The 22,940-nt window shown below is 72.6% G+C and carries 22 protein-coding genes; 9 read left to right on the top strand and 13 right to left on the bottom strand.

The features are described 5' to 3' along the window. Positions 1-8 precede the first annotated feature (8 nt). On the top strand, positions 9-1,274 hold the full coding sequence (gene thrC, locus N912_RS0137555) for a threonine synthase (RefSeq protein ID WP_028926470.1): 1,266 nt from the start codon (positions 9-11) through the stop codon (positions 1,272-1,274). A 37-nt stretch (positions 1,275-1,311) separates the two neighbouring features. On the opposite strand, the gene N912_RS0137550 is transcribed toward thrC, so the two are convergent. From N912_RS0137550 to N912_RS57125, 7 genes are all read right to left on the bottom strand, one after another. Further along, the gene (locus tag N912_RS0137550; protein ID WP_051581357.1) at positions 1,312-3,717 is read right to left on the bottom strand and encodes a ComEC/Rec2 family competence protein; all 2,406 of its coding nucleotides are present in this window, start codon (positions 3,715-3,717) and stop codon (positions 1,312-1,314) included. Next, positions 3,714-4,628 carry a ComEA family DNA-binding protein gene (locus N912_RS0137545; RefSeq protein ID WP_084211550.1) on the bottom strand — a complete coding sequence of 305 codons (915 nt, stop codon included), beginning with the start codon at positions 4,626-4,628 and terminating at the stop codon, positions 3,714-3,716. The genes N912_RS0137550 and N912_RS0137545 overlap by 4 nt, the downstream gene beginning before the upstream one ends. Before the next feature lie 127 nt (positions 4,629-4,755). Beyond that, a complete protein-coding gene (locus N912_RS0137540; RefSeq protein WP_028926467.1) occupies positions 4,756-5,652 on the bottom strand; it encodes a DegV family protein in 897 nt (298 codons plus the stop codon). 271 nt (positions 5,653-5,923) lie between these two features. Then, the gene (gene octT / locus N912_RS57130; RefSeq protein ID WP_037068658.1) at positions 5,924-6,661 is read right to left on the bottom strand and encodes a diglucosylglycerate octanoyltransferase; all 738 of its coding nucleotides are present in this window, start codon (positions 6,659-6,661) and stop codon (positions 5,924-5,926) included. Between the two features lie 3 nt (positions 6,662-6,664). Further along, entirely contained in the window at positions 6,665-7,291 is a 627-nt protein-coding gene (locus N912_RS0137530) for a histidine phosphatase family protein (RefSeq protein ID WP_028926466.1), read from the bottom strand. Then, on the bottom strand, positions 7,288-7,698 hold the full coding sequence (rsfS, locus tag N912_RS0137525) for a ribosome silencing factor (RefSeq protein WP_028926465.1): 411 nt from the start codon (positions 7,696-7,698) through the stop codon (positions 7,288-7,290). The genes N912_RS0137530 and rsfS overlap by 4 nt, the downstream gene beginning before the upstream one ends. Then, complete coding sequence (locus N912_RS57125; protein WP_064745506.1) at positions 7,695-8,351, bottom strand: TetR/AcrR family transcriptional regulator; 657 nt, start codon at positions 8,349-8,351, stop codon at positions 7,695-7,697. The genes rsfS and N912_RS57125 overlap by 4 nt, the downstream gene beginning before the upstream one ends. A gap of 90 nt (positions 8,352-8,441) precedes the next feature. Between N912_RS57125 and N912_RS0137515 the strand changes: the two genes are divergently transcribed. After that, entirely contained in the window at positions 8,442-9,551 is a 1,110-nt protein-coding gene (locus tag N912_RS0137515) for a Gfo/Idh/MocA family protein (RefSeq protein ID WP_028926464.1), read from the top strand. Positions 9,552-9,560: 9 nt separating this feature from the next. Next, complete coding sequence (locus N912_RS0137510; protein ID WP_028926463.1) at positions 9,561-9,860, top strand: DUF6506 family protein; 300 nt, start codon at positions 9,561-9,563, stop codon at positions 9,858-9,860. An 18-nt stretch (positions 9,861-9,878) separates the two neighbouring features. Here N912_RS0137510 and N912_RS0137505 read toward each other — a convergent pair whose 3' ends face one another. Further along, the gene (locus N912_RS0137505; protein WP_028926462.1) at positions 9,879-10,796 is read right to left on the bottom strand and encodes an NADP-dependent oxidoreductase; all 918 of its coding nucleotides are present in this window, start codon (positions 10,794-10,796) and stop codon (positions 9,879-9,881) included. A 129-nt stretch (positions 10,797-10,925) separates the two neighbouring features. Between N912_RS0137505 and N912_RS0137500 the strand changes: the two genes are divergently transcribed. Then, complete coding sequence (locus tag N912_RS0137500; protein WP_037068657.1) at positions 10,926-11,570, top strand: TetR/AcrR family transcriptional regulator; 645 nt, start codon at positions 10,926-10,928, stop codon at positions 11,568-11,570. Positions 11,571-11,580: 10 nt separating this feature from the next. On the opposite strand, the gene nadD is transcribed toward N912_RS0137500, so the two are convergent. Continuing rightward, positions 11,581-12,192 (bottom strand): nicotinate-nucleotide adenylyltransferase, encoded by a 612-nt coding sequence (gene nadD, locus N912_RS0137495; RefSeq protein ID WP_028926460.1) that lies wholly within the window; start codon positions 12,190-12,192, stop codon positions 11,581-11,583. Between the two features lie 80 nt (positions 12,193-12,272). Between nadD and N912_RS0137490 the strand changes: the two genes are divergently transcribed. From N912_RS0137490 to N912_RS57120, 3 genes are read left to right on the top strand one after another with little or no spacing between them, the layout of a single operon-like run. Beyond that, positions 12,273-12,896 (top strand): MSMEG_1061 family FMN-dependent PPOX-type flavoprotein, encoded by a 624-nt coding sequence (locus tag N912_RS0137490; protein ID WP_028926459.1) that lies wholly within the window; start codon positions 12,273-12,275, stop codon positions 12,894-12,896. A 41-nt stretch (positions 12,897-12,937) separates the two neighbouring features. Then, positions 12,938-13,309: a MerR family transcriptional regulator gene (locus N912_RS0137485; protein ID WP_028926458.1), complete on the top strand. Its 372-nt coding sequence runs from the start codon at positions 12,938-12,940 to the stop codon at positions 13,307-13,309. Further along, complete coding sequence (locus tag N912_RS57120; protein ID WP_064745505.1) at positions 13,306-14,721, top strand: MFS transporter; 1,416 nt, start codon at positions 13,306-13,308, stop codon at positions 14,719-14,721. The genes N912_RS0137485 and N912_RS57120 overlap by 4 nt, the downstream gene beginning before the upstream one ends. Here N912_RS57120 and N912_RS0137475 read toward each other — a convergent pair. Together N912_RS0137475 and N912_RS0137470 are read right to left on the bottom strand one after the other, a co-directional pair. Then, positions 14,704-16,119 (bottom strand): vWA domain-containing protein, encoded by a 1,416-nt coding sequence (locus N912_RS0137475; protein ID WP_051581356.1) that lies wholly within the window; start codon positions 16,117-16,119, stop codon positions 14,704-14,706. The two genes, N912_RS57120 and N912_RS0137475, sit on opposite strands and share 18 nt — an antisense overlap. A 1-nt stretch (position 16,120) precedes the next feature. Next, a complete protein-coding gene (locus N912_RS0137470; RefSeq protein WP_028926456.1) occupies positions 16,121-17,011 on the bottom strand; it encodes an AAA family ATPase in 891 nt (296 codons plus the stop codon). Positions 17,012-17,109: 98 nt separating this feature from the next. On the opposite strand from N912_RS0137470, the gene N912_RS0137465 reads away from it, so the two are divergent. Further along, positions 17,110-19,215, top strand: coding sequence for a RecQ family ATP-dependent DNA helicase (locus tag N912_RS0137465; protein WP_028926455.1), 2,106 nt, complete (start codon positions 17,110-17,112; stop codon positions 19,213-19,215). A gap of 35 nt (positions 19,216-19,250) precedes the next feature. Here N912_RS0137465 and N912_RS57115 read toward each other — a convergent pair whose 3' ends face one another. Next, the gene (locus N912_RS57115) at positions 19,251-20,132 is read right to left on the bottom strand and encodes a hypothetical protein (RefSeq protein WP_051581354.1); all 882 of its coding nucleotides are present in this window, start codon (positions 20,130-20,132) and stop codon (positions 19,251-19,253) included. Positions 20,133-20,433: 301 nt separating this feature from the next. On the opposite strand from N912_RS57115, the gene N912_RS62740 reads away from it, so the two are divergent. Next, on the top strand, positions 20,434-21,624 hold the full coding sequence (locus tag N912_RS62740; RefSeq protein WP_169748024.1) for a Shedu anti-phage system protein SduA domain-containing protein: 1,191 nt from the start codon (positions 20,434-20,436) through the stop codon (positions 21,622-21,624). A 25-nt stretch (positions 21,625-21,649) separates the two neighbouring features. On the opposite strand, the gene N912_RS0137445 is transcribed toward N912_RS62740, so the two are convergent. Further along, entirely contained in the window at positions 21,650-22,939 is a 1,290-nt protein-coding gene (locus N912_RS0137445; RefSeq protein WP_037068653.1) for a glutamate-5-semialdehyde dehydrogenase, read from the bottom strand. Position 22,940 lies beyond the last annotated feature (1 nt).

Raw genomic sequence — 22,940 nt, 5'->3', positions numbered from 1 at the left:
ACCTCGCCATGAGCGCTGACACCGCTGCCCTGTCCACGAACACCTCGCTCGACCTGGGTTCCGCCCGCGCCCTGTCCTGCCGGGAGTGCGGCCACGAGATCCCGCTGGCCCCCGAGTTCGCCTGTCCGGAGTGTTTCGGCCCGCTCGAGGTGGCCTACGACTTCGGCGACGTGACCCGCGAGCGCATCGAGGCCGGCCCGAAGTCGATCTGGCGCTACGCCCCGCTGCTGCCGGTGCCGGCGGACGTCGCCCGCCACCCCAACACCGAGCCCGGGCTGACCCGGCTGGTACGGGCCGAGCGGCTGGGCGCCGAGCTGGGAATCAAGCGGCTGTGGGTGAAGGACGACACCGGCAACCCGACCCACTCGTTCAAGGACCGGGTCGTCGCGGTGGCCCTGGCGGCCGCCCGTGAGCTGGGGTTCCGGGTGCTGGCCTGCCCGTCCACCGGCAACCTGGCGAACGCCGTGGCCGCGGCGGCCGCCCGCGCCGGCTGGCGCTCGGTGGTGCTCATCCCGAAGAGCCTGGAGCGGGCGAAGATCCAGATGACGGCCGTGTACGACGGCACCCTGATCGCCGTCGACGGCAACTACGACGACGTGAACCGGCTGGCCACCGAGCTGGCCGCCGAGGAGGAGGACTGGGCGTTCGTGAACGTGAACGTCCGGCCGTACTACGCCGAGGGCTCCAAGACGCTCGGCTTCGAGGTGGCCGAGCAGCTCGGCTGGCGGCTGCCGGGCCAGATCGTGGTGCCGGTGGCCTCCGGGTCCCAGCTGACCAAGGTGGACAAGGCGTTCGGCGAGCTGGGCAAGCTCGGCCTGGTCGAGCCGACCCCGTACCGGATGTTCGGCGCCCAGGCCACCGGGTGCTCCCCGGTGTCCACCGCGTACGCGCAGGGGCAGGACGTGGTCCGGCCGGTGCGCCCGGACACGATCGCGCGCTCGCTCGCCATCGGTAACCCGGCCGACGGCCCGTACGTGCTGGACAGCGTGCGTCGCACCGGGGGCGCGGTGACCGACGTCTCGGACTCCGAGGTGGTGGACGCGATCCGGCTGCTGGCCCGCACCGAGGGGATCTTCGCCGAGACCGCGGGTGGGGTGACCGTGGCGTGCACCCGCAAGCTGGTCGAGAGCGGCCAGCTGGACCCGGATGCGGACACCGTGCTGCTGATCACCGGGGACGGGCTGAAGACCCTGGACGCCGTCGCCGACCACGCCCGCCCGACGGCCGTGGTGTCGGCGTCCACCGCCGCGGTGCGGGAGGCGCTCGCCGGCTGAGCACGGCCGGGCCGAGCCCGCGCCACCGGCCGGCGCCTCAGCCACGGCGGGGTGCCGGCCGAGGTTGGCCGCGGGCGACCGCCACGGGCCCGTCCCTGGCGGCGACCACCGCCACGTCGCCGGCCTGGTCGGTGCGGCGTACCAGCGCGCCACCCCTGCCCAGCGCGTCCAGGACGGCGGCGTTCGGGTGTCCGTAGCGGTTGCCCGCGCCCACGCTGACCAGCGCGAGCCGAGGATGCACCGCCGCCAGGAAGCCCGGCGAGGTGTACCGGGAACCGTGGTGCGGGACCTTGAGCACGTCGGCGCGTAGCAGGGCGCCGTCGGTGAGCAGGTTCGCCTGGGCGAGCAGCTCGATGTCGCCGGGCAGCAGCACGGTGCCGCCTCGGGTGGTCGCGCGCAGCACCAGCGAGGTGTTGTTCACGTCCGTCCCGTCCTCCGGGTCCAGGTAGGCCGGCGGCTCGCGCGGGCCGAGCACGTCCAGGACCAGGCCCGGCCAGCTCAGCCGCTGGCCGGCGCGCAGCTCGACGACCGGGACCCGGTTCCCGCTCGCCAGCCGGTGTACGCGCTCGAACGCCCACGCCGGCTGGCGGGCCGGGCCGACGGCCACCGCTCCCACCGCGCGGCCGTCGAGGGCGGCACCGAGCCCGCCCACGTGGTCGGCGTGCAGGTGGCTGACCACCACCAGCGACAGCACGCTGACCCCGAGGCGGCTCAGGCAGCCGTCCACCGCTCCGGTCTCGGTGCCCGCGTCCACCAGAACCGCCCGGCCGGGCTGGTCGGTGGCCAGAACCAGGGCGTCTCCCTGGCCGACGTCGCAGGCCACCACCGACCAGCCCTCCACCGGCCACCCCGGGGTGGCGAACCGCGTCGGGACCAGGACCAGCAGCGCACCCAGCAACGCCGCCACGACCAACGCCCGCACCCGCCGGCGGCGGAACATCACCACCACCCCGACCACGGCCGCCGCCAGCAGCAGGGCTCCGCCGACCCCGGCCGGCCACGGCACCGAGCCGCCCGGCACTGCCGCGCCCCAGTGCGCCACCGTGACCAGCCAGGCCACTGGATGCCCCGCCAGCCAGACGCAGAACTCCGCGACCGCCGTGCTGGCCGGTGACACCACCGCGGCCAGCACGCCCAACACCGTCGCCGGTGCCACCGCCGGGGCGACCAGCAGGTTGGCCACCACCGCGACCAGGCTGACCTGGCCGGACAGGCCGGCCACGAGCGGAGCGGTGACCAGGTGCGCGGCCGAGGGCACCGCCAACGCCTCGGCGGCACCCGGTGGCACGCCGTGCGCGCGCAGCCAGGCGGCCCACGGCGGTGCGAGCAGCACCAGCGCGGCGGTGGCCAGCACGGACAGCGCGAACCCCGGATCGGTGCCCAATGCCGGGTCGATGAGCAGCAGTCCGATCACGGCGGCCGCGAGCGCCGGGATCACCTGCCGGCGCCGGCCGGCCAGCACCGCGAGCAGACCGACCCCGCCCATCACGGCGGCCCGCAGCACGCTCGGTGACGGCCGGGCCAACAGCACGAACCCGACCAGCGCGAGCAGTGCCACCAGCACGCGCGTGCGGATCCCGGCTTGCAGCAGGCCCAGCAGCCCGAACACGGCGCCGCACACGATCACGAGGTTCGCCCCGCTCACCGCGACCAGGTGCGTGAGCCCGGTGGCCCGGAACTCCTCGCGCAGCGTCCAGGACATCGTGCTGGTGTCACCGATGGCCAGGCCGGGCAGCAGCTGGGCCGGGCGTTCGGGCAGCACCGATGCGGCCGTCCGGCGCAGGCCGTCGCGCAGGGTGTCCGCGCCGCGCTGCCACCAGGGCGGCTCGGTCGCGTCGGTGGGCGGGCCGCGCACTCGCAGCACGGCGACCGTCAGGTCGGGCCTGGTCGCCGGGGCGAGCAGCCCGGAGGCGGTCAGCTCGGAGCCGGGCAGGACGCTCCCCCACTCCGCCCGGGAGGCGATCAACAGCAACCGGCCTCCGGTGGTCCATCGGCCGCCGCCCGAGCTCGCGCTCACCAGCTCGGTCGAGATCGTCACCTCGGTGGCCCCGCCCTGGCGGCCGCCGTAGCCGTCGGACCCCGCGCTCAGCAGCGGCGTGGGGTCGCCGGTGACGACGGCGCGGACCGTGGCGGCGCTGCCCTGTGCCGCCGCGTCACGCAACGGGTGCCGGGTGACCTGGGCGACGTTCAGGGTGGTCACCAGGCCGGCGACGGCGACGCATCCGGCGGCGGCGAGCAGGCCGTGGGCGTACCGACCTCGACGGCGGGCCGGCCGCGCCAGGGCGAGCAACCCGACCAGCACGGCGAGCCCGGCGACGATCGCGGACACCGGCCAGCCCGCGGTGAGCCCGAGGATCACCACCAGCCAGCTCAGCAGGGCGGCGGGCACCAGGCGCAGGTCGAGGACGTCGGCCGGGTCGGGTCGCTCGTCCGGGCGGCTCATATCGTCACCTGCGCCCTGAGCTGGCCGAACCGGCGCTCACCGATGCCCTCGACCTCGCGGAGCTGCTCGATCGAGGTGAACCGGCCGTGTTGGGTGCGCCAGTCGAGGATTCGCTGGGCGGTGACCCGGCCGATGCCCGGGAGGGTGTCCAGCTGCTCCAGGGTGGCGCGGTTCAGGTCGACCTTGCCGCCCGTGGACGGCGGTGCGGCGGCGCCGGGTCCGCCGGACGGGCTCGCCGGTGCGCCGGCGGCGGCTTCGGCCGGTTGCGGCAGGCCGACCAGGATCTGCTCGCCGTCGGTGAGGCGCCGTGCGAGGTTCAGCGTGGTCAGGTCCGCGTCTCGGGTCGGGCCGCCGGCCTGCGCGATCGCATCGGCGACCCGTGAGCCGTCGGGCAACCGGACCAGGCCGGGCCGCCGGACCTTGCCGGCGACGCTGATCACCAGCGGCTGGCCGGCGGTCGGGGCTCGCGCGGGCGCTGGCACGGACGGGGCGGTCTCCACGGCGGGCGTGGCCACCGCGAGTGCGGGCGCCGGCTCGGCGACCGGCCGGGAGCGCCAGACCGCGACGGTGGCGAGCACGGCCGCGAGGACGGCGACGATCACGAGCGCCAGCGCGCCCGGCCGGCCCGGGTCCAGTCGCGCGCCGCGCCACGCCGAGGGCAGCCACCGCTCCAGCAGCCGGGTCAGCGACCGGGGCGGGGCGGGGAGGACCGGGAGCGGGGCGGTGTCGGTCGGCGCGGGCTTGGTGCGGGCTCCGGGTGCGCGCGGGGACGGCCGCCGTTCGGCCGGCCGGGCGGTGTCACCGCGAGCCCGCGCCGCGCCCGGAGAGCCCCGCGCCGCCCGAAGCGCGGCCAGCCGCTCGGCCGCCGACCTCTCCTGCTCGGTTGAAACGTCACTGCGCGCCGTCGTCATGGGAGCGAGGCTAGGAAGTTCCCGAGCGATCGGTGCAGGTCAGCGGCCCGCCCTGTGGATTACCCGGGAGTTGTGGACAACCGAGCCGCCACGGCGCCGGAGGGCGCGAAAACGTCCGGTCGGCGTGTCACACTGGCCGGGGCGACGTACGCCCCGCTCGGTCGGCGGGCACGCCGGACACACCGGGCACCACGACAACCCCCAACAACCCCGGCCCGGCGTGCGCCCCGAGCACGGCTCCCACCTCGGACACCACGCACGGCCCCGCCGCCGGCAACCGCTCCGCCAGCCGTCCGGCCAGCTCCTCCGCACGCGCCACCGCGCCCAGATGGTGCACCGCCAGCTCCGCCGGCCCCGTCCCGCACTCCCGCGCCGCCAGCTCCACCATCCGAGTCGCCGCCCTCGCGGCCGTCCGCACCTTCTCCAACGGCTCGATCAACCCGTCGCTGACATGCAGCACCGGCTTGATCGCGAGCGCACTCCCCAACCAGGCTGCCGCCGCGCCGATCCGCCCGCCCCGGCGCAGGTGCTCCAGCGAGTCCACGCAGAAGAACACCCGGCTCCGGGCGGCCACATCGGCGGCGGCCGCCTCCACCTCCGCACCCTCACCACCCGCCAACGCCACCCGCGACGCGGCCAGCACGGCAAACCCGAGCCCCATCCCGGTCGACCTGGAGTCGACCACCCGCACCCGACCGGAACCGACCTCCTCGGCGGCGATCCGCGCGGCCTCCCAGGTGCCGGACAGCCGCCGGGACAGGTGCACCGAGACGATCTCGTCCGCGCCCCCGTCCAGCAGCTCCCGATAGCGCGCGGCGAACTCGGCGGGCGCCGGCCGGGAGGTGCCGACCAGCACGTTCGAGTCGGCCAGCGCCGCCCGGACCTCGGCCGGCCCGACGTCCACGATGTCCAGCCCGGTCCGTTCGCCCCACACTACCCGCAGCGGCACCACGTGGATGCGGTGTTGCTCGGCCAACCCGGCCGGCAGGTAGCCGGTGGAGTCGGTCACCACGGCGACGGGCACGCCGACCTCCGGCCGTCAGGACGACTTGGTGGGGTCGGAGCGCGCCGACCCGATGCGGTCGCTCGACCCTAGAGCGTGCCGCCACGACGCATCCAGCCGGCCGCCCCACCGCAAAGGCGCCCAAACCCCCGACTCGGTCATCCCGTGAACCGGGGTTGTTCACGAATCGCCTCCGGCGATCACAAAGCCCGATCCAGCCACTCGGACGAGCCTCCGGCCCGCCCTCCTGGCTGGAGCGTGAACAACCCCTCAGGGTGCCGAGAGCCCCGACTCAAGGTGCCGAGAGCCCCGACTCGCGGAGCAGTTTGGCGAGCGCCTCGCCGACGACGCGGTGGCCGCACCAACCCCAGTGCATGCCGTCCGGGTTCCCCTCGCCGGCGAACACGTGCGAGCGCACCAGCGTCGGCACGTCCAGCGTCGCGGCGCCCACCGAGGTGGCCCACGCCCGCGTCGCCCGCTCGGCGGGACGCCGCCCCGGGTGCGCGTACCCGTACGCCGGCGCCCGGTGCACGCTGGGCAGGAACGCCACCACCGGGATGCCCGGCCGGATGGTCGTCACCGCGCGCCGGCACTGTTCCAGGTACCGCACCGTCTGCGCGGGCGGCAGTGCGACCGGCCCACCGCCGGGGAGCCGGGCGAGCGCCCGGGACAGCCACGGCTGCGCCGCCTGGTAACCGTCCCGCACCACCCGCCGCAGCCCGTCAGGACGCAGCGACGGGATCAGCTCGCGCACCGCCGTCGGCAGCGGCGAGGGCAACGTGTCCATGCCACCGACGCCGAGCACCAGCGCGTCCACCGTGGGCATCACCGGCCAGATCCGGGGGTCGTGGATCAGCGCCCGCCAGGCGTGCCGCGCCGTCCAGCCGTACCCGGCGAGCAGCTCGGCGCGCCCGCCAAGGGCCTCGGCCGCGACGTTGTGCCACAGCCGGGGCTCGTTCGCCGGCTCCGCGCGCGACGGGCCGTGGAAGGCCAGCGAGTCGCCGAGCACCAGCAGCACCGGTCCGGACACGTCTCAGTCCAGGATGCCGACGTTGTACCCGGTCAGCCGCCACGGCGCGGTCGGGGCCGGGCGGCGCCGCACGGTTGCCCAGCGCGCGTTGTCCAGCCCGCCCAGCGCCGTCCAGCTGGACGGCTCCAGCCCGAGCAGCGCGCAGGTCAACGCCGAGATCAACCCGCCGTGCGCGCACAGCAGCACCGTCGTCGGCGGCTCCGGGGCGAACTTCGCCGCCAGCTCCTCCACCAGCGGCATCGCCCGCGCAGCCACCGCCACCCGGGACTCCCCACCGGGCGGCGACCAGGTCGGGTCCGCCCGCCAGGTGTCCAGCGCGCCGGGCCAGCCCTCCTCGACCTGCTCGACGGTGAGCCCCTGCCACTCCCCCAGGTGCGTCTCCCGCAGCCGGGTGTCCAGCTCCACCGGCAGGCCGCAGACCAGCCCGATCTCCTCGGCGGTGCGGGCCGCCCTGCTCAGGTCGGAGCTGACCAGGCGGGCCGGCTTGAACCGGGCCAGCGCCGGCGCCACCCGCCGCGCCTGAGAAACCCCGACCGGGGTGAGCTCGGACTCCAGATGTCCCTGCATACGGCCTTCGGCGTTGAAGTCGGTCTCGCCATGCCGCACCAACACCAGCCGCCGCAGCGTCACCCGGCGTACCCCTCCGTGTCGGGATCATCATCGCCCGCCGGATCGACCCGGGCCTCCGGGAACTCGATCCTCGGGCAGTCCTTCCACAGCCTGTCCAGCCCGTAGAAGCCGCGCTCCTCGGCGTGCTGGATGTGCACCACCACGTCCACGAAGTCGAGCAGCACCCAGCGACCCTCCCGGGTGCCCTCGCGGCGGATCGGCTTGCTGCCGGCCATCCGCAGCCGCTCCTCCACCTCGTCGACGATCGCCTGCACCTGACGCTCGTTGGGGGCCGAGGCGATCACGAAGCAGTCGGTGATGACCAGCCGGTCGGAGACGTCGAGCACCACGATCTCGCGTGCCTTCTTGTTGGCCGCGGCGCCGGCCGCGACCCTGGCCAACTCCAACGACTGCGTGGTCGCGCTCACCGCACTCCCTCCACTCCAGGTTCGACTCGGCCTTTCACACTACTGAACGGGCTGGTCGGGGCCGCCAGGCCGTCCAGGATGACGTCCAGGTTGCGGCGCCACTGCTCCGGTTCGGCGCGCAGCCCGATCGTCGCCGGCTCCGGCACGGCCGAGGCGAGCAGGAAGGCCACGTCCGGCCAGCGCACGTCGGCGCGCATCGCCCCGGCCTGGACCGCGCGGGTGACCAGGCGCTCCAGGTGCCCGCGCAGCTCGGCCAGCGCTGGGTCCAGGTCCAGGCCCCGGTGCTCGCCGAGCGCCTCGTTGAGCCCGCAGCTGGCCACCCGCAGCTGGACGTAGTCGACGGCGAACCGGCGGAACCCGCGCCACGGGTCCGGATCACGCAGGCACTCGCGGGCCAGGGCCAGCATCTCGTCGATGACGTCGGCGAGCACGGCCTCCAGCAGCGCCTCCCTGGACGGCAGCCGCCGGTAGAAGGTGCCCACCCCCACCCCGGCCCGCCGGGCGATCTCGTGCGCGGTGACCTGCACGCCGACCTCCGCGACCGCGGCCCGGGCGGCATCCACCAGGCGCGCCACGTTGCGCCGGGCGTCCGCGCGCGGCTGACCGCCGCCCCCGGCCAGCAGCCGTGTCACCGCGCCGTCCGCACCGCTCATGCCTCCAGCCTATCCGGACGCCTCACGTCCGCTTCCTGCTAGGCTCGCATAAGCGGACGCACAAAGTCCGCTTATGCGAAGGGAGGAAGGATGAGACCGATCGGGGTGGGGATCATCGGCGCCGGCCCGGACCGGGGCTGGGCCGGCCGGGCGCACGTCCCGGCGCTGCGGGCGCTGCCCGAGTACCGGCTCGTCGCGGTCGGCACCAGCAGGGCGGAGAGCGCCGAGCGGGCGGCCGGGATGTTCGGCGCCGCGCACGCGTTCACCGACCCGCGCGCGCTGGCCGAACACCCGGACGTGGACCTGGTCACCGTCACCGTCAAGGTGCCCGCGCACGCCGAGCTGGTCGGCGCGGCGCTCGCGGCGGGCAAGCACGTCTACTGCGAGTGGCCGCTGGCGCGGACCACCGAGGAGGGCGTGGCGCTCGCCGGGTCGGCCCGGGAGGTGCACACTGCGGTCGGGCTGCAGACCAGGTACGCCCCGGCGGTCGGCTACGCCAGGGAGCTTCTCGCCCACGGCGAGCTGGGCCGGGTCACGTCGGTGAACCTGTTCACGGCCCGCGCCCTGGGCGCCGGCGGGACGCTGCCCGGCTGGGCCGCGTACACCCTCGACGCCACCAACGGCGCCGGCCTGCTCGAGGTCATCGGCGGCCACGCCCTGGACGCGCTGGAGTACCTGCTCGGCGGGTTCTCCGAGCTGTCCGCCACGCTCGCGGTGCGCCACCCGACGCTGGCCGTGGCCGAGACCGGCGCCGAGGTGGCCGTCACCAGCCCGGACCACGTGCTGGTCAGCGGCGTGCTGGGCGACGGCGTGGTCGCCTCGGTGCACATCGCGCAGGCCGAGGTGGCCGAGCCGAGGTCCAGGCTGGAGATCGCCGGCACCTCGGGAAGCCTGGCCCTCGTGTCGACCCCGGCCACCGCCCTCGAAGACGTCCAACTGCCCATCGGTGAGCTGCGCCTGCTCGCGTCCGACGGCCCCGGCCGTCCGTGGCGAGAACTTCCGATCCCCGCGCGGCACCGGCCCGATTCGGCGATCACGGTGACCGCCGCGCGCCACGTGTCACGGCTCTACCGGCACCTCGCCGAGGACATCCGCACCGGCGGGCGGAACGTCCCGGACTTCGCGACCGGCGTACGGGTGCACGAGCTCCTGGATGCGGTGCGTCACGCCGCGACGGCCGGCACCGCCGTGCTCGGGTAGGAAGGGAGCATGGCGCTGACCCACTGGGGCTTCATCTACACGGCGGCCGGCAGCGACGCGGCTGGCTCGTACACGGTCGCCGACACCGGGAGCTGCCGCACCGTGCTGGTCGGCGTGGAGAAGCCCGAGCAGGGTGTCGAGGTGGCGCGGCGACTGGTGGCCGAGGGCGTGCAGCTGATCGAGCTGTGCGGCGGCTTCGGCCCGGTGTGGGCGGGCCGGATCATCGAGGCGATCGACGGCGCCGTCCCGGTGGGCACGGTCGGCTACGGCCCGGAGGCGGTCGACCAGGTGCACGCCATCTTCTCCTGACCAGGCTTCCCTCGACCGTCACGGACGTACGCGGATGATCGTCTTTCCGTTGGTCCGCTCGGTCGGGTTGAAGGCGGCGACGGCATCGTCGAGGGTCGCGACGTTGCCGATGACCGTCCGCAGACGTCCGTCCCGCACCCGCTGGACAACCTCACCGAGCTGGGCGCGATCGGACTCGACGACGAAGTCGATCGCCAGGCCGTCCGAGGGCCGTGCGGCCGGCGGGCCGGCGATGGTCACCAGTGTTCCGCCGGCTCGGACCAGCGCCGCCGACCGCTTCCCGATGTCGCCACCGATGACGTCGAACACCACATCGACTCCGCCGACGTCTTCCAGTGAGTCGTTCTCGAGGTCGACGAACTCCATCGCGCCGAAGTCGAGCACGGCCTGACGGTCGGCGGCGCGCCCGGTACCGATGACGTACGCACCGGCCTCACGCGCGAGCTGGGCCACCATCGATCCGACGCCGCCGGCCGCACCGTGCGCGAGCACGCTCTGTCCCGGCCGAAGGTGGCCGTGCTCGAACAGTCCCTGCCATGCGGTCAGCCCCGAGATCGGCAGGCTCGCGCCCACCGTGAAGTCGACGTCGCCCGGCAGCGGCGCGAGGTTGCGCGCCTCGACGGCCGCGAACTCCGCGAGGGTGCCGTCGCGAGTCCAGTCGGTGAGGCCGAACACCCGCTGTCCGACCGACAGCCCCGTCGTCCCATAGCCGAGGACGCTGACCACACCGGCCAGCTCGTGCCCCGGGATCGACGGCGTCCGGTCGCGGCCGAGGCGATCCGTCCAGGTCGACGGCCACGACAGCTCACCCGGGGTGAATCCCGACGCGTGAACCTCGACGAGGACGTCGTTCCCCGCGGCCTCCGGCTCAGGACGCTCGACCAGCGTCATCCCGGCCGTTCCCTCGGCCTGGTCCGTCACCACGATCGCCTTCATCCGACACCTCCTTGTGTCCAGCGCTACAACTGGACGAGTTCGTCCAGAGTAGCGTCCTGTTGCAAGTATTTCGACGATCATTGAGACGGAATCGTCCAGATACGACCGGGTAGTCACTACCATGGCGGCGTGGAGGAGCGCGCGCGGACGGCCGCGGCCGCGCGGTTGACGGCGCGCGGCGCGAAGACGAGGTCTCGAATCGTCGCCAACGCCGCCGAACTGATGCGCGTGCGAGGAGTCGGTGGAACGACACTGGACGATGTCGTCTCAGCGAGCAAGGTCAGCAAGTCGCAGCTGTACCGACACTTCGAGGACAAGCCGGCCCTGGTGCGCGCGGTGATCGAGTTTGTGGGCGAGCGAACGATTACCGGTGAGCGAGAACGCCTGGAGAAAGTGAGGACGTTCGCGGGCCTGCGACGTTGGCGAGATGCACTCGTCGAGCACAATGCCCTGCAAGAGGGCCGGTACGGGTGCCCCCTGGGCTCCCTGGCGAACGAGGTCTCCGATCAGGACTCGATCGCGCGCGGGAAACTGCTCGACCTGTTCACGGCCTGGCAAGAACTCTTCGAGGACCTCCTTCGCCGGTTTCAACAGGAAGGTGTCATCCCGAGGGACGCCGACGTGGCCCAGCTCGCCACGGGCTTCGTGGCGGCCGTCCAGGGCGGCTACCTGTTGGCGCAGACCTGCCGCGATGTCACGCCGATGGCTTCCGCGATCGACATGGCCATCACACATCTGCGCCTGCTCACCCGCGAGGACGGCGAGGCGCAGTAGTTCGTGCCGGTCAGCAGTCGTTCGCCCGGTACAGGTGCCGCTTGGAGATGTACTGGACGACGCCGTCCGGCACCAGGTACCAGACCGGGCGCCCCTCCCTGACCCGTTGCCGGCATCCGGTCGACGAGATGGCCATCGCCGGCACCTCGATCAACGTGACCGAGCCGTCCGGGAGGTGCTCGTCGCCGAGCTCGTAACCGGGCCTGGTCACCCCCACGAAGTGGGCCAGCTCGAACAGCTCCTCGACCTTGTGCCAGGACAGGATCTGGGCGAGCGCGTCCGCGCCGGTGATGAAGAACAGCTGGCTGCCCGGGTACTTCTCGCGCAGCTCGCGCAGGGTGTCCACGGTGTGCGTCGGGCCGGGGCGGTCGATGTCCGCGCGGTCCACCGAGAACCGAGGGTTGGACGCGGTGGCGACCACCGTCATCAGGTACCGGTCCTCGGCCGGACTGATCATCCGGTTACTCTTCTGCCACGGCTGGCCGGTCGGCACGAAGATCACTTCGTCCAGCCCGAACTTGAAGCTCACCTCGCTGGCGGCGACCAGGTGACCGTGGTGGATGGGGTCGAAGGTGCCGCCCATGACGCCGATGCGCCTCGGCTCCTCACATCCGCCGCCCATTGCGGCAGGATATAGCGCCGGGTTCGGGCGAACGGGTGCACACCCTGCGTGCCGGGGAAAGTCCGGTTACCGTCGGAGGCATGCCGGGGACGCGGATCACCACCGAGGACGAGCTGCGCGAGATCATGGGTGAGCCGTCCGGGCTCGCCGTCGACAAGGTCACCGATCACATCGACGAGGAGTCCGCCCGGGTCCTGCGGGCGAGCCCGTTCTTCCTGCTCGCCACCGCCTCGCCCGACGGCGACTGCGACGTCTCGCCGCGCGGCGACCCGCCGGGCAGCGTGCTGGTCCTGGACGACCACACGCTCGCGTTCGGCGACCGCAAGGGCAACCGCCGGCTGGACAGCTTCCAGAACATCCTGACCCAGCCGAAGGTGGCGCTGCTGTTCCTGGTGCCCGGGATGAACGAGACGATCCGGGTGAACGGCACCGCGACGATCCTGCGCGACGCGCCGTACGCCGACCAGCTGACCGTCAAGGGCCACCGCCCGGAGATCGTCATCGAGGTGCGGGTGGACGAGCTGTACATGCACTGCGCGAAGGCGTTCGTCCGCTCCAGCCTGTGGAAGGCCGAGAGCTGGCCGAGCCGCCGCGAGCTGCCCACCGGCGGCCAGCTCCTGCGCAGCGCGTCCGGCACCAACGGCACCTCCGTGGCGGACCTGGACCGGATCCTGGACGAGGGCACCCGAACCCGCCAGTACTGACGCTTGACCTGGAGTGCACTCCAACCAGGAGACTCCAGGACGTGACCCCGTTGCTGTCCATCACCGAGATGGCCGCCCGCACCGGCCTGAGCGCCGACACCCTGCGCTACTACGAGCGCGAGGGCCTGATCGCCCCGCCGCCCAGGACCAACGGCCGGCGCCGGTACTCCGAGCGCGACGAGTCCTGGATCCGCCTGGTCGCGCGCCTGCGCAACACCGGGATGCCCATCGCGCGGCTGCGTCGGTACGCCGAGCTGGCCCGGGCCGGAGAGGCCACCACCGGCGAGCGGCGGGAGCTGCTGCTGGGCCACCGCCAGGCCGTCGCCGCCCGGATCGCCGCGCTGCAGGACGACCTGAAGGCGATCGACGACAAGATCGAGACGTACGAACGGTTCGAACGGCGGACGCCGTGAACCGGGACCCGGCCGCGCTGGGCTTCGGCGCCCGGTTCGTCACGGCGGTGTCCACCGGCTCGATCCTGAACCCGATCAACTCCTCGATCATCGCCGTGGCGCTGGTGTCGATCGGCACCGCGTTCGGCGTCGGCGCGGAGACCACGGCGTGGCTGGTGTCCGCGCTCTACCTGGCCACCGCGGTCGGCCAGCCCACCATGGGCAAGCTCGCCGACCGCTTCGGCGCCCGGCGGGTGTACCTGACCGGGCTGGCCCTGGTCGGCGCCGGCGGTCTGCTCGGCTATGCCGGTCCCACGCTGGGCTGGTTGGTCGTCGCGCGGGTGGTGATCGGGCTGGGCACCTCGGCGGCGTACCCGGCGGCGATGGCGTTGGTACGCCGGCAGTCCGAGCGGTTGGACACCTCGGCGCCCGGGAGCGTGCTGGGCGCGCTGGCCATCGCCGGGCAGGTCAGCATGGCGGTCGGTCCGCCGCTGGGCGGCCTGCTCATCGCGGCCGGCGGCTGGCGGGCGATCTTCCTGGTCAACCTGCCGATGGCGCTGGTCGGCGCGGTGTTCGCGCTGTGCTGGCTGCCCTCGGACTCCCGGACCGGCACCCGGCACCGCGCGAGCGAGCTGTTCCGGGCACTGGACGTGCCAGGCCTCGCGCTGTTCGCAACCGGCCTGACCTGCCTGATGCTGTTCCTGATGAAGCTGGCCACGCCGTCCTGGCCGCTGCTGGCGCTCGGCGTGCTGGCGCTGGGCGGCCTGCTCTGGTGGGAGCACCGCGCGCACACCCCGTTCCTGGACACCCGGATGCTCGCCGCGAACCGCCCGCTGACCGCCACCTACCTGCGCTACGCGGCGACGTTCCTGGTCAACTACTGCTTCGTATACGGCTGGACACAATGGCTGGAGCAGAGCACCGGCCGCTCGTCCTCGGCCACCGGCGTGCTGCTGGTGCCCGGCTTCGTGGTCGCCGCGGTGGCCTCGGCGATCGGTTCGCGCGGGCGACGAGTGCTCGGGCCGCTGCTGGTCGGTACCGCCGCGCTGGCCGCCGGCAGCGCGAGCCTGCTGTTCCTGCACGCCACTACGCCGGTCTGGGCGCTGGTCGGGGTCAGCGTCCTGTTCGGGATCCCGACCGGCCTGAACACCGTCGGCAACCAGGCCGCCATGTACGCCCAGGCCCCGGCCGACCAGATCGGCACCGCGGCCGGCCTGATGCGGACCTTCATGTACATCGGCGCCGTGCTCTCCGCCGGCCTGATCGGCGTCACCTACCGCGAGCGCGCCACCGACGCCGGCCTGCACCTGCTCGGCGGGATCATGACGGCGGTATCGCTGCTGCTCCTGGTGGCCACCGTCCTCGGCCGGTCACACAAGGTGGCGCGCGCCCACGGCCGGCATCTTGTCGGGCACTCAGACCGGCAGCAGTGACTCGACCACGTCGGCGAGCTGGGCGACGGTGCGGCACTCGTGCATCGGCATCAGCTCGGCGTAGCGCAGGGCGGCCGAGTCGCCGCTGCCCCACTGGCGGCGGGGCTCGGGGTTGAGCCAGTGGCTGTGCCGGGCCTGGCCGATCAGGCGGCGCAGCACGGACAGGTTGGGGTCGCGGTAGTTGGTGCGGCCGTCGCCGAGGATGAGCAGCGAGCTGCGCGGGCCGACCGCGTCCGGCCAGTGCTCGACCAGGCTGGCCAGGGCCCCGCCGTAGTCGCTGTGGCCGTCGAAGGTGACCAGCTCGGCCTCGCGCAGCACCCTGGTCATCACGTTGGCCAGGTCATTGCCGGGCTCGAACAGGTGGGTGACCTCGTCGGCGCGCTCCACGAACGCGAACACCCGCACCTTGCTGAACTGCTCGCGCAGCGCCTGGACCAGCAGCAGGGTGAAGTGGCTGAAGCCGGCCACCGAGCCGGAGACGTCGCAGAGCACCACCAGCTCCGGGCGGCCGGGGCGGCGGGTGCGGTAGGCCGGGCGCATCGGCACGCCGCCGGTGGACATCGAGCGGCGCAGCGTGCGGCGCATGTCGATCTCGCCTCGCTTGGCGTGCTTGCGGCGCACCGCCAGGCGGCTGGCCAGGCGTCGGGCCAGCGGGTGGACGGTGCGGCGCAGCTGGGCGAGCTGGTCGGCGTAGGCGGACAGGAACTCCACCTGCTCGGCCTGCTTGGGCACCGCGGTCTTGGCCACCTGGTCGCGGCCCCGGGTCTCGGCGGTGCGGCGGCGGACCTCCTCGGTGACCATCTTGCGGAACTCGGCAATCCGCTGGCGGATCTCGCGGCGGGCCACCTCCTCGGCGAATGCGTCCTTGTTCTCCCCGAGGAGGTCGGCCAGGATGCCGGCCAGCAGGGTCTCCGGGCTGACCTGGCGCAGCACCTGGTAGGCCGACCAGTTGCGCGGCCCGTTCGGCCCGCCGGAGCCAGGGCCGTTGGCCTGCCCGAGCGCGTCCACCACCGCGCGGGCCAGCTCGCGCAGCGCGGCATCGTCCCCGTCGCGCAGCAGGTCGGCCAGGATGTCGCGCAGCGAGTCCAGGTCGACCTGGCCGTCGGGGGTCCAGGGCACCTCCACGTCGCCGTGGCCACGGCCCAGCGCCGCCGGGAAGTACAGGTCGAACAGCGTGTCGAACACGGCGCGCTGGCCGGACCGGCGCAGCACCGCGGACGCCAGGCCCTCGCGCAGCTCGTCGCGGCGCAGCAGGTTGACCGCGCCGAGCACGGCGGCCGCGTCCACCGTCTCGCCCGGCCCGACCGGTACTTGGTGGCGGCGCAGCGCGCTCACGAAGTCGACCAGGTGCCCGGGCAGGCCGTGCTCGGGTGGCCCGTTCTTCAGCGGCACCGTCACGTCAGTTCAACCTCAACTCGGCCGCCGCCCGCTGGGCGTCGGAGTGGTGCTTGAGGACGACGCCGAGGGTGGCCCGCGCGGCGTCGTCGTCGAGGGTGTCCAGGCCGAGCGCGAGCAGGGTGCGCGCCCAGTCGATGGTCTCCGCGACCGAGGGCACCTTGCGCAGCTCCAGCCCGCGCAGCACCCGCACCGTCCGTACCAGCGAGTCGGCCAGCGCCTCGGGCAGCTCCGGCACCCTGGTCAGCACGATCCGCCGCTCCAGCTCGGCGTCCGGGAAGTCCAGGTGCAGGAACAGGCAGCGCCGCTTCAACGCCTCGGACAGCTCACGGGTCGAGTTCGAGGTGAGCAGCACGAACGGGCGGCGGGTCGCGGTCACCGTGCCCATCTCCGGGACCGTCACCTGGAAGTCGGAGAGCACCTCCAGCAGCAGGCCCTCGACCTCCACGTCCGCCTTGTCCATCTCGTCCACCAGCAGCACCGTCGGGTCGTCGCGGCGGATGGCCGTGAGCAGCGGGCGGGGCAGCAGGAACTCCTCGGAGAACACGTCGTCGCGCGTCTCGTCCCAGCTCTCCCGACCCTGGCCGGACGTGATCCGCAGCAGCTGCTTGGCGTGGTTCCACTCGTACAGCGCGCGGGCCTCGTCGATGCCCTCGTAACACTGCAGCCGCACCAGCCCGGAGCCGGTGGCCGCCGCGACGGCCTTGGCCAGCTCGGTCTTGCCGACCCCGGCCGGACCCTCTACCAGTAAGGGCTTGCCGAGCCGGTCGGCGAGGTAGACAGTGGTGGCCGCCGCGGTCGAGGCGAGGTAGCCCACCCCGGCCAGCCGCTCGGTGACGTCGTCCACCGAGCCGAACAGGGGCGTCTGCCGGACGTCTGACTGTTCTGCGCTCACCAGGCCCATCCTGCACTGTGCGCGCGCGTTCTACTACTCGACGGATCGGAGGAGACCCGGGCGCGGAGTTGTCGGGGCCGGGCCGCACCATGGTCGCCATGTCCGTGACGCTGACCGACACCGACCTCCGTCGACGCGCCGACGAGCTGCTCGCCGACCTCGCCGGGCCGGACGCGCGGCTGCGCGACGACCAGTGGACGGCCATCCACGCCCTGGTCGGCCAGCGCCGCCGCGCGCTGGTGGTGCAGCGCACCGGGTGGGGCAAGTCGGCGGTGTACTTCCTGGCCACGGCGTTGCTGCGGGAGGCCGGCGCCGGTCCGACGGTGATCGTCTCGCCGCTGCTGGCGCTGATGCGCAACCAGATCGAGGCGGCCGGGCGCGCGGGCATCAAGGCGGTCACGGTGAACTCCGCGAACGTCGACGAGTGGGACGAGCTGTACGCCTCGATCGACGCCGGCGAGGTGGACCTGCTGCTGGTCAGCCCGGAGCGGCTGAACAACCCCGACTTCCGCGACCGGGTGCTCCCCCGGCTCACCGCGACCGCCGGCATGCTCGTGGTGGACGAGGCGCACTGCGTGTCCGACTGGGGCCACGACTTCCGTCCCGACTACCGCCGGCTGCGGGCGCTGATCGCGGAGCTGCCGGCCGGCATCCCGGTGCTGGCCACCACCGCCACCGCGAACGACCGGGTGGTGCACGACGTCACCGAGCAGTTGGGGCTGGGCAGCGACGACGACACGCTGGTGCTGCGCGGCTCGCTGGACCGGGCCAGCCTGCGGCTGTCCGTGGTGAAGCTGGCCACGGCGGCACAGCGGCTGGGCTGGCTGGCGTCCCGGCTCGACGAGCTGCCCGGCGCCGGGATCGTCTACACGCTGACCGTGCAGGCCGCCGAGGAGGTCGCGGAGTTCCTGCGCGAGCGCGGGCACGCGGTGGCCTCGTACACCGGCAGGACCGACCAGGACGCACGGCTGGCCGCCGAGGCGGACCTGCTGGCGAACCGGGTCAAGGCCCTGGTGGCGACCAGCGCGCTGGGCATGGGCTTCGACAAGCCCGACCTCGGCTTCGTGGTGCACCTGGGCGCGCCCGCCTCGCCGGTGGCGTACTACCAGCAGATCGGCCGGGCCGGCCGCGCGGTGGACCGGGCCGAGGTGGTGCTGCTGCCCGGCCGGGAGGACCGCGACATCTGGGCGTACTTCGCCTCGCTGGCCTTCCCGCCCGAACCGCTGGTCCGTCACACGCTGGCCGCGCTGTCCGACCAGCCGCTGTCCACCGCCGCGCTGGAGACCAGGGTCGACCTGTCCCGCACCCGGCTGGAGATGCTGCTCAAGGTGCTGGACAGCGACGGCGCCGCCCGCCGCGTCAAGGGCGGCTGGGTCGGCACCGGCGAGCCATGGGTGTACGACGGCGAGCGGCACCGCCGGATCGCCGCCGCACGCGAGGCCGAACAGCGCGCCATGCTCGACTACCTCGACACCTCCGAGTGCAGGCTGGTGTTCCTGCGCCGCCAGCTCGACGACCCAGGCGCCGACGAGGCGTGCGGCCGGTGTGACGTGTGCACCGGCACCGTCTGGTCGTCCGAGGTGGACGGGTCGGCCGAGGCGGCGGCGGCCGAGCGGGTGGCGCGGCCCGGGGTGGCGGTGCCACCGCGCAAGCAGTGGCCCAGCGGGATGAAGGAGCTCGGCGTGCCGCTGGCCGGGCGGATCGCGGCCGGTGAGCTGGCCGAGGAGGGCCGCGTGATCGGCCGGCTGTCCGACATCGGCTGGGGCGCCCGGCTGCGCTCGTTGTTGGACGGGGAAGACGGGCCGGTGCCGGCCGAGGTGCTCGACGCATGCGTGCGGGTGCTGTCCGGCTGGGGCTGGACGCAGCGGCCCGTCGGGGTGGTCGGCCTCGGCTCACGCCGCCGCCCGCACCAGCTCGCGCACCTGGCCAGGCGGATCTCGGAGATCGGCCGGTTGCCGCTGCTCGGCACACTTGTCCCGGCCGGCTCCGGCTCGGGAGGACAACAAAACTCCGCGCAACGGTTGGCGGCCGTCTGGAACGCCTTCGAAGCCGACGCCCTCCCCGACCTCTCCACCGTGACCGGCCCGGTCCTACTGGTCGACGACGTGATCGACAGCGGCTGGACGATGACCGTGGCCGCCAGGACACTGCGCACCGCCGGCGCCCCGTCCGTGTTGCCGTTCGCCCTAGCCCTCGCCGCCTAAAACCCCAGGTCACCACCCGTGAGTGGTTAGGGTTGCTATGACGACGCTAACCACTCACGGCCTCTGACCAGGCCTGATGCGTCGAGAACGATCGGGGTGGCGGCGGTGATCAGTATGGCGGCGAACGCCGCGCCGAGGACCCAGACCACCGTCGGGCCGACCGCCAGCGCGCAGCCGAGCAGCCCGACGTAGCCGACGGCCGCGAGCGCGAGCAACCGCGCGCGGCGCTCGCCGGCCAGCGAGCCGAACCGACCCAGCCAGGCCAGCCCCGGCAGCAGCGCGATGCCGTGCATGGCCACCGCGTGCGCGAGCTTGAACGCGCCCGCCGTGTGGTACGCAGCCTGCGGGTCGCCGCCCCTGGCCAGCGTGGTGCCGATGCCGATCATCACGGCGCCGACGGCCATCGCGGCGACCAACGCCCCGAACCCCGCCCGGATCGCCGCCCGCAACAGCGGCTCCAGCCCGGGCTGGGCGCGCAGCGACAGCACGAACAACGACACCACCACCGTGATCAACACCCCGCCGCCGGCCGCGAGCACGGTGGTGACGCGGGTGTCGAACGTCGTCTCAAAGTTGAAGTGCGACGGCACCCGCCGCCAGGCCTGCGCCGTGATCAACCCGACCTCCGCGACGCTGGCCACGCCGAAGGCGCCGAGCAGCAGAGCGCGCGCCCGTACCCCCATCCGCACAAACGACGCCACCCACGTCACGCTGACCAGCGTCAGCCCGAACGACAACCCGAACGTGACCGGCTTGCGCCACGACACCGGCCCCTCCCAAGGCCCACCAACCACCGCCTGCACCCCCAGATGCGCCACCCCGGAAAGCACCAGCACCGCACCGACCAGGTAACACAGCCGCTCAATCCGCCGCCCGCCGCGCCAGCTCCCCCACAGCTCACGCCCGATCTCCCTCATGCCCGCAAACGCTAAGCACGAAAAGCCCGCGCGGCGTCATACCGGAGGAGGCACCCGCACACCGCCCGTGGAGGTACACCGACCCCACAACCGCGGCACCGACAGCGCCCCGCCATGACAGCAACGGCGTAGCTCTGCCACTCACAGAGAGATCGCGCGCGGCGAGTGGTCTGCACACCGTTCGCGTATCTGGACCGACGTCGGTGGCTCCTCATGTAGAAAACGGGTCACGAATGAACAAAGATCAAGGGAGACCGGGCCAGTGCGCATCAGAAGTGACTTCATGTTGAGGTCATTACTCTTGGCACTCCACGAGCACGCCGAGAAGACCGAGGTCGCATCGGCGATCATGGAAGTGCTTGACCATCTCGGCACGCAGAGCCCGTACAAGGGTGGACGTCGGCTGCTGGATCTCTTGACATTCGCCCGACGGGAAGCACAGCTCCACGAATCTGACGACAGTTTGTCAGGGCTGGACGACGCTCTCGGCTACGCCACCGGAAAAGTCCTCGTAGATGACCTAAAGCAGCGTTACGCCATGTACGACGGGAGCGGCCAGGACGACATTCACATGATGGAACGCATCATGTCAGGATTCAGCGCAGCAGTCGCCAAGGAAATCGAATCCTATCTAGATGATCATCCCGATTCGTCCACGGCGGACATCAAAGCGCACTTCCAAGAGCGCGGAGGACAGGCACTGCGATTTGTACGCGCCCGGAGAGGCGGCCACTACGGTGCCTACAGAATACGAACGGAGGGCTACGCCTGGGTGACTGACGTCCTATCCGACCGAATTGACTTCATCAGCGATCTCAGTAGCACCGGAGACGACCGCCGCCTGCGAACGCTCCTTGCCGAGCCGGACGCAGAGGCTCTCGTCGCGGCAGCCCAACTAACGATCAGGCGCGAGAAACTTCAGGACATCCGACAGTTGGTTGCGAACCGGTATTGTACCGAGCGACAGATCCAGAGCGCAATCTCAGGACTGCCGTGGATCTTTGGCGGACAATTCCTGAGCGTAGCTCCACTCCGAAGGCTCACAGCAGGTCTGGAGATTGACATACCACTACTCCGCCCTGACGGCGTACTTCATGTAGTTGAACTGAAGAAGGCCAATGTTCAGCTGATCAAACCGCACAGGAGGAGCGGCCATGTTCTCACTTCGGAAGTTTTCGATGCAATCGGGCAGGTCGTCAACTACCTTCGCGTGCTCGATGAGCATCGGAATGAGCTACTGGAGGAACATGGCATCGAGGCTCGGCGCGCGCATGGCACGGTTGTTGCAGGTCACCCTCTTTTTTCACCAGACCAGGATGAGTCATTCATCAACGAAGTGCTACGCACTCAGGCGAGCCACTGGAACCGAATTGACGTCATCACATACAAGGAACTCCTCGACAACGCGGAGCGCGCCCTCAACCTTGATGACGTGATCAGCCAGGATCCGTCAACACGTACGGGCCCTGACAAAATCCGCGACTCACCCTGACAAAACCCCCGACTCGCGGAGGCTTTTAGGCGGGGCGGGTTTGGCCGGTGCCCCAGACGATCCACTTGGTGGAGGTGAGCTCGGGGAGGGCCATGGGGCCTCGGGCGTGGAGTTTTTGGGTGGAGATGCCGATCTCGGCGCCCATGCCGAACTCTTCGCCGTCGGTGAAGGCGGTGGAGGCGTTTACGATCACGGCGGCTGCGTCTACGCGCGAGGTGAAGGCATCGGCCGCCGAGAGGTCGGTGGTGACGATCGCCTCGGTGTGGGACGAGCCGTGCTCGGCGATGTGGGTGACGGCGTCGTCCAGGGAGTCGACCACGGCGGCGGCGATGTCCAGCGAGAGGTACTCGGTGTCCCAGTCCTCGTCGGTCACCGCAACGGCGGACGGGGCGAGCGCGGCGAAGCGCTTGTCGGCGTGCACGGTGACGCCGGCCTCGTGCAGCGCCGCCGCGATCACGGGCACGAACGTGTCGGCCACGGCGGCGTGCACCAGCAGCGTCTCGGCGGCGTTGCACACCGACGGCCGGCGGGTCTTGGAGTTGAGCACGATCCGCTCGGCCAACTCCAGGTCGGCGGACGCGTCGACGTACACATGGCAGTTGCCGATGCCGGTCTCCACGGTGGGCACCGTCGCCTCGGTCACCACCGAGGAGATCAGCCCGGCCCCGCCGCGCGGGATCACCAGGTCGACCAGGCCGCGCGCGGTGATCAGGTGCCGCACGCTCTCCCGGCTCTCGCTGGGCAGCAGCTGCACGGCGTCGGCGGGCAGCCCGACCTTGACCAGCGCCGAACGCAGGACGTCGACCAGCGCGGAGTTCGTCCGGCGGGCCGAGGACGAGCCGCGCAGCAGCGCCGCGTTGCCGGACTTCAGCGCCAACCCGGCGGCGTCGACCGTGACGTTCGGGCGGGCCTCGTAGACCATGCCGACCACGCCCATCGGCACCCGGACCTGACGCAGCCGCAGGCCGTTGGCCAGGGTGCTGCCCCGGACCGTCTCGCCCACCGGGTCGGGCAGGCCGGCCACCTTGGCCAAACCGCCCGCGATGCCGTCGATCCGCCCCTCGGTCAGCGTCAGCCGGTCGACCAGGCCGGCGGCCATGCCGGACTCCCGCCCGGCGCGGACGTCCTCGGCGTTGGCGGCCAGGATCGTCGCGGCGTTTGCCCGCAGCGCGTCGGCCATGGCGGCCAGCGCGGCGTCCTTCTCCGCGCGGCGCAGCTGGGCCAGGTCGGCGGCGGCGACCCGGGCCCGCCGGGCGGCGGCGTGCACCTGTTCCCGCACCGTGTCACTGGCGGCGCCGGCTTCGAGCGTGGTCATC

The organism is Actinospineispora acaciae DSM 45401 (assembly GCF_000620785.1).
Taxonomy (GTDB): Bacteria; Actinomycetota; Actinomycetes; order Mycobacteriales; family Pseudonocardiaceae; genus Pseudonocardia; species Pseudonocardia acaciae.
This window is presented reverse-complemented; position numbering and strand designations above follow the sequence as displayed.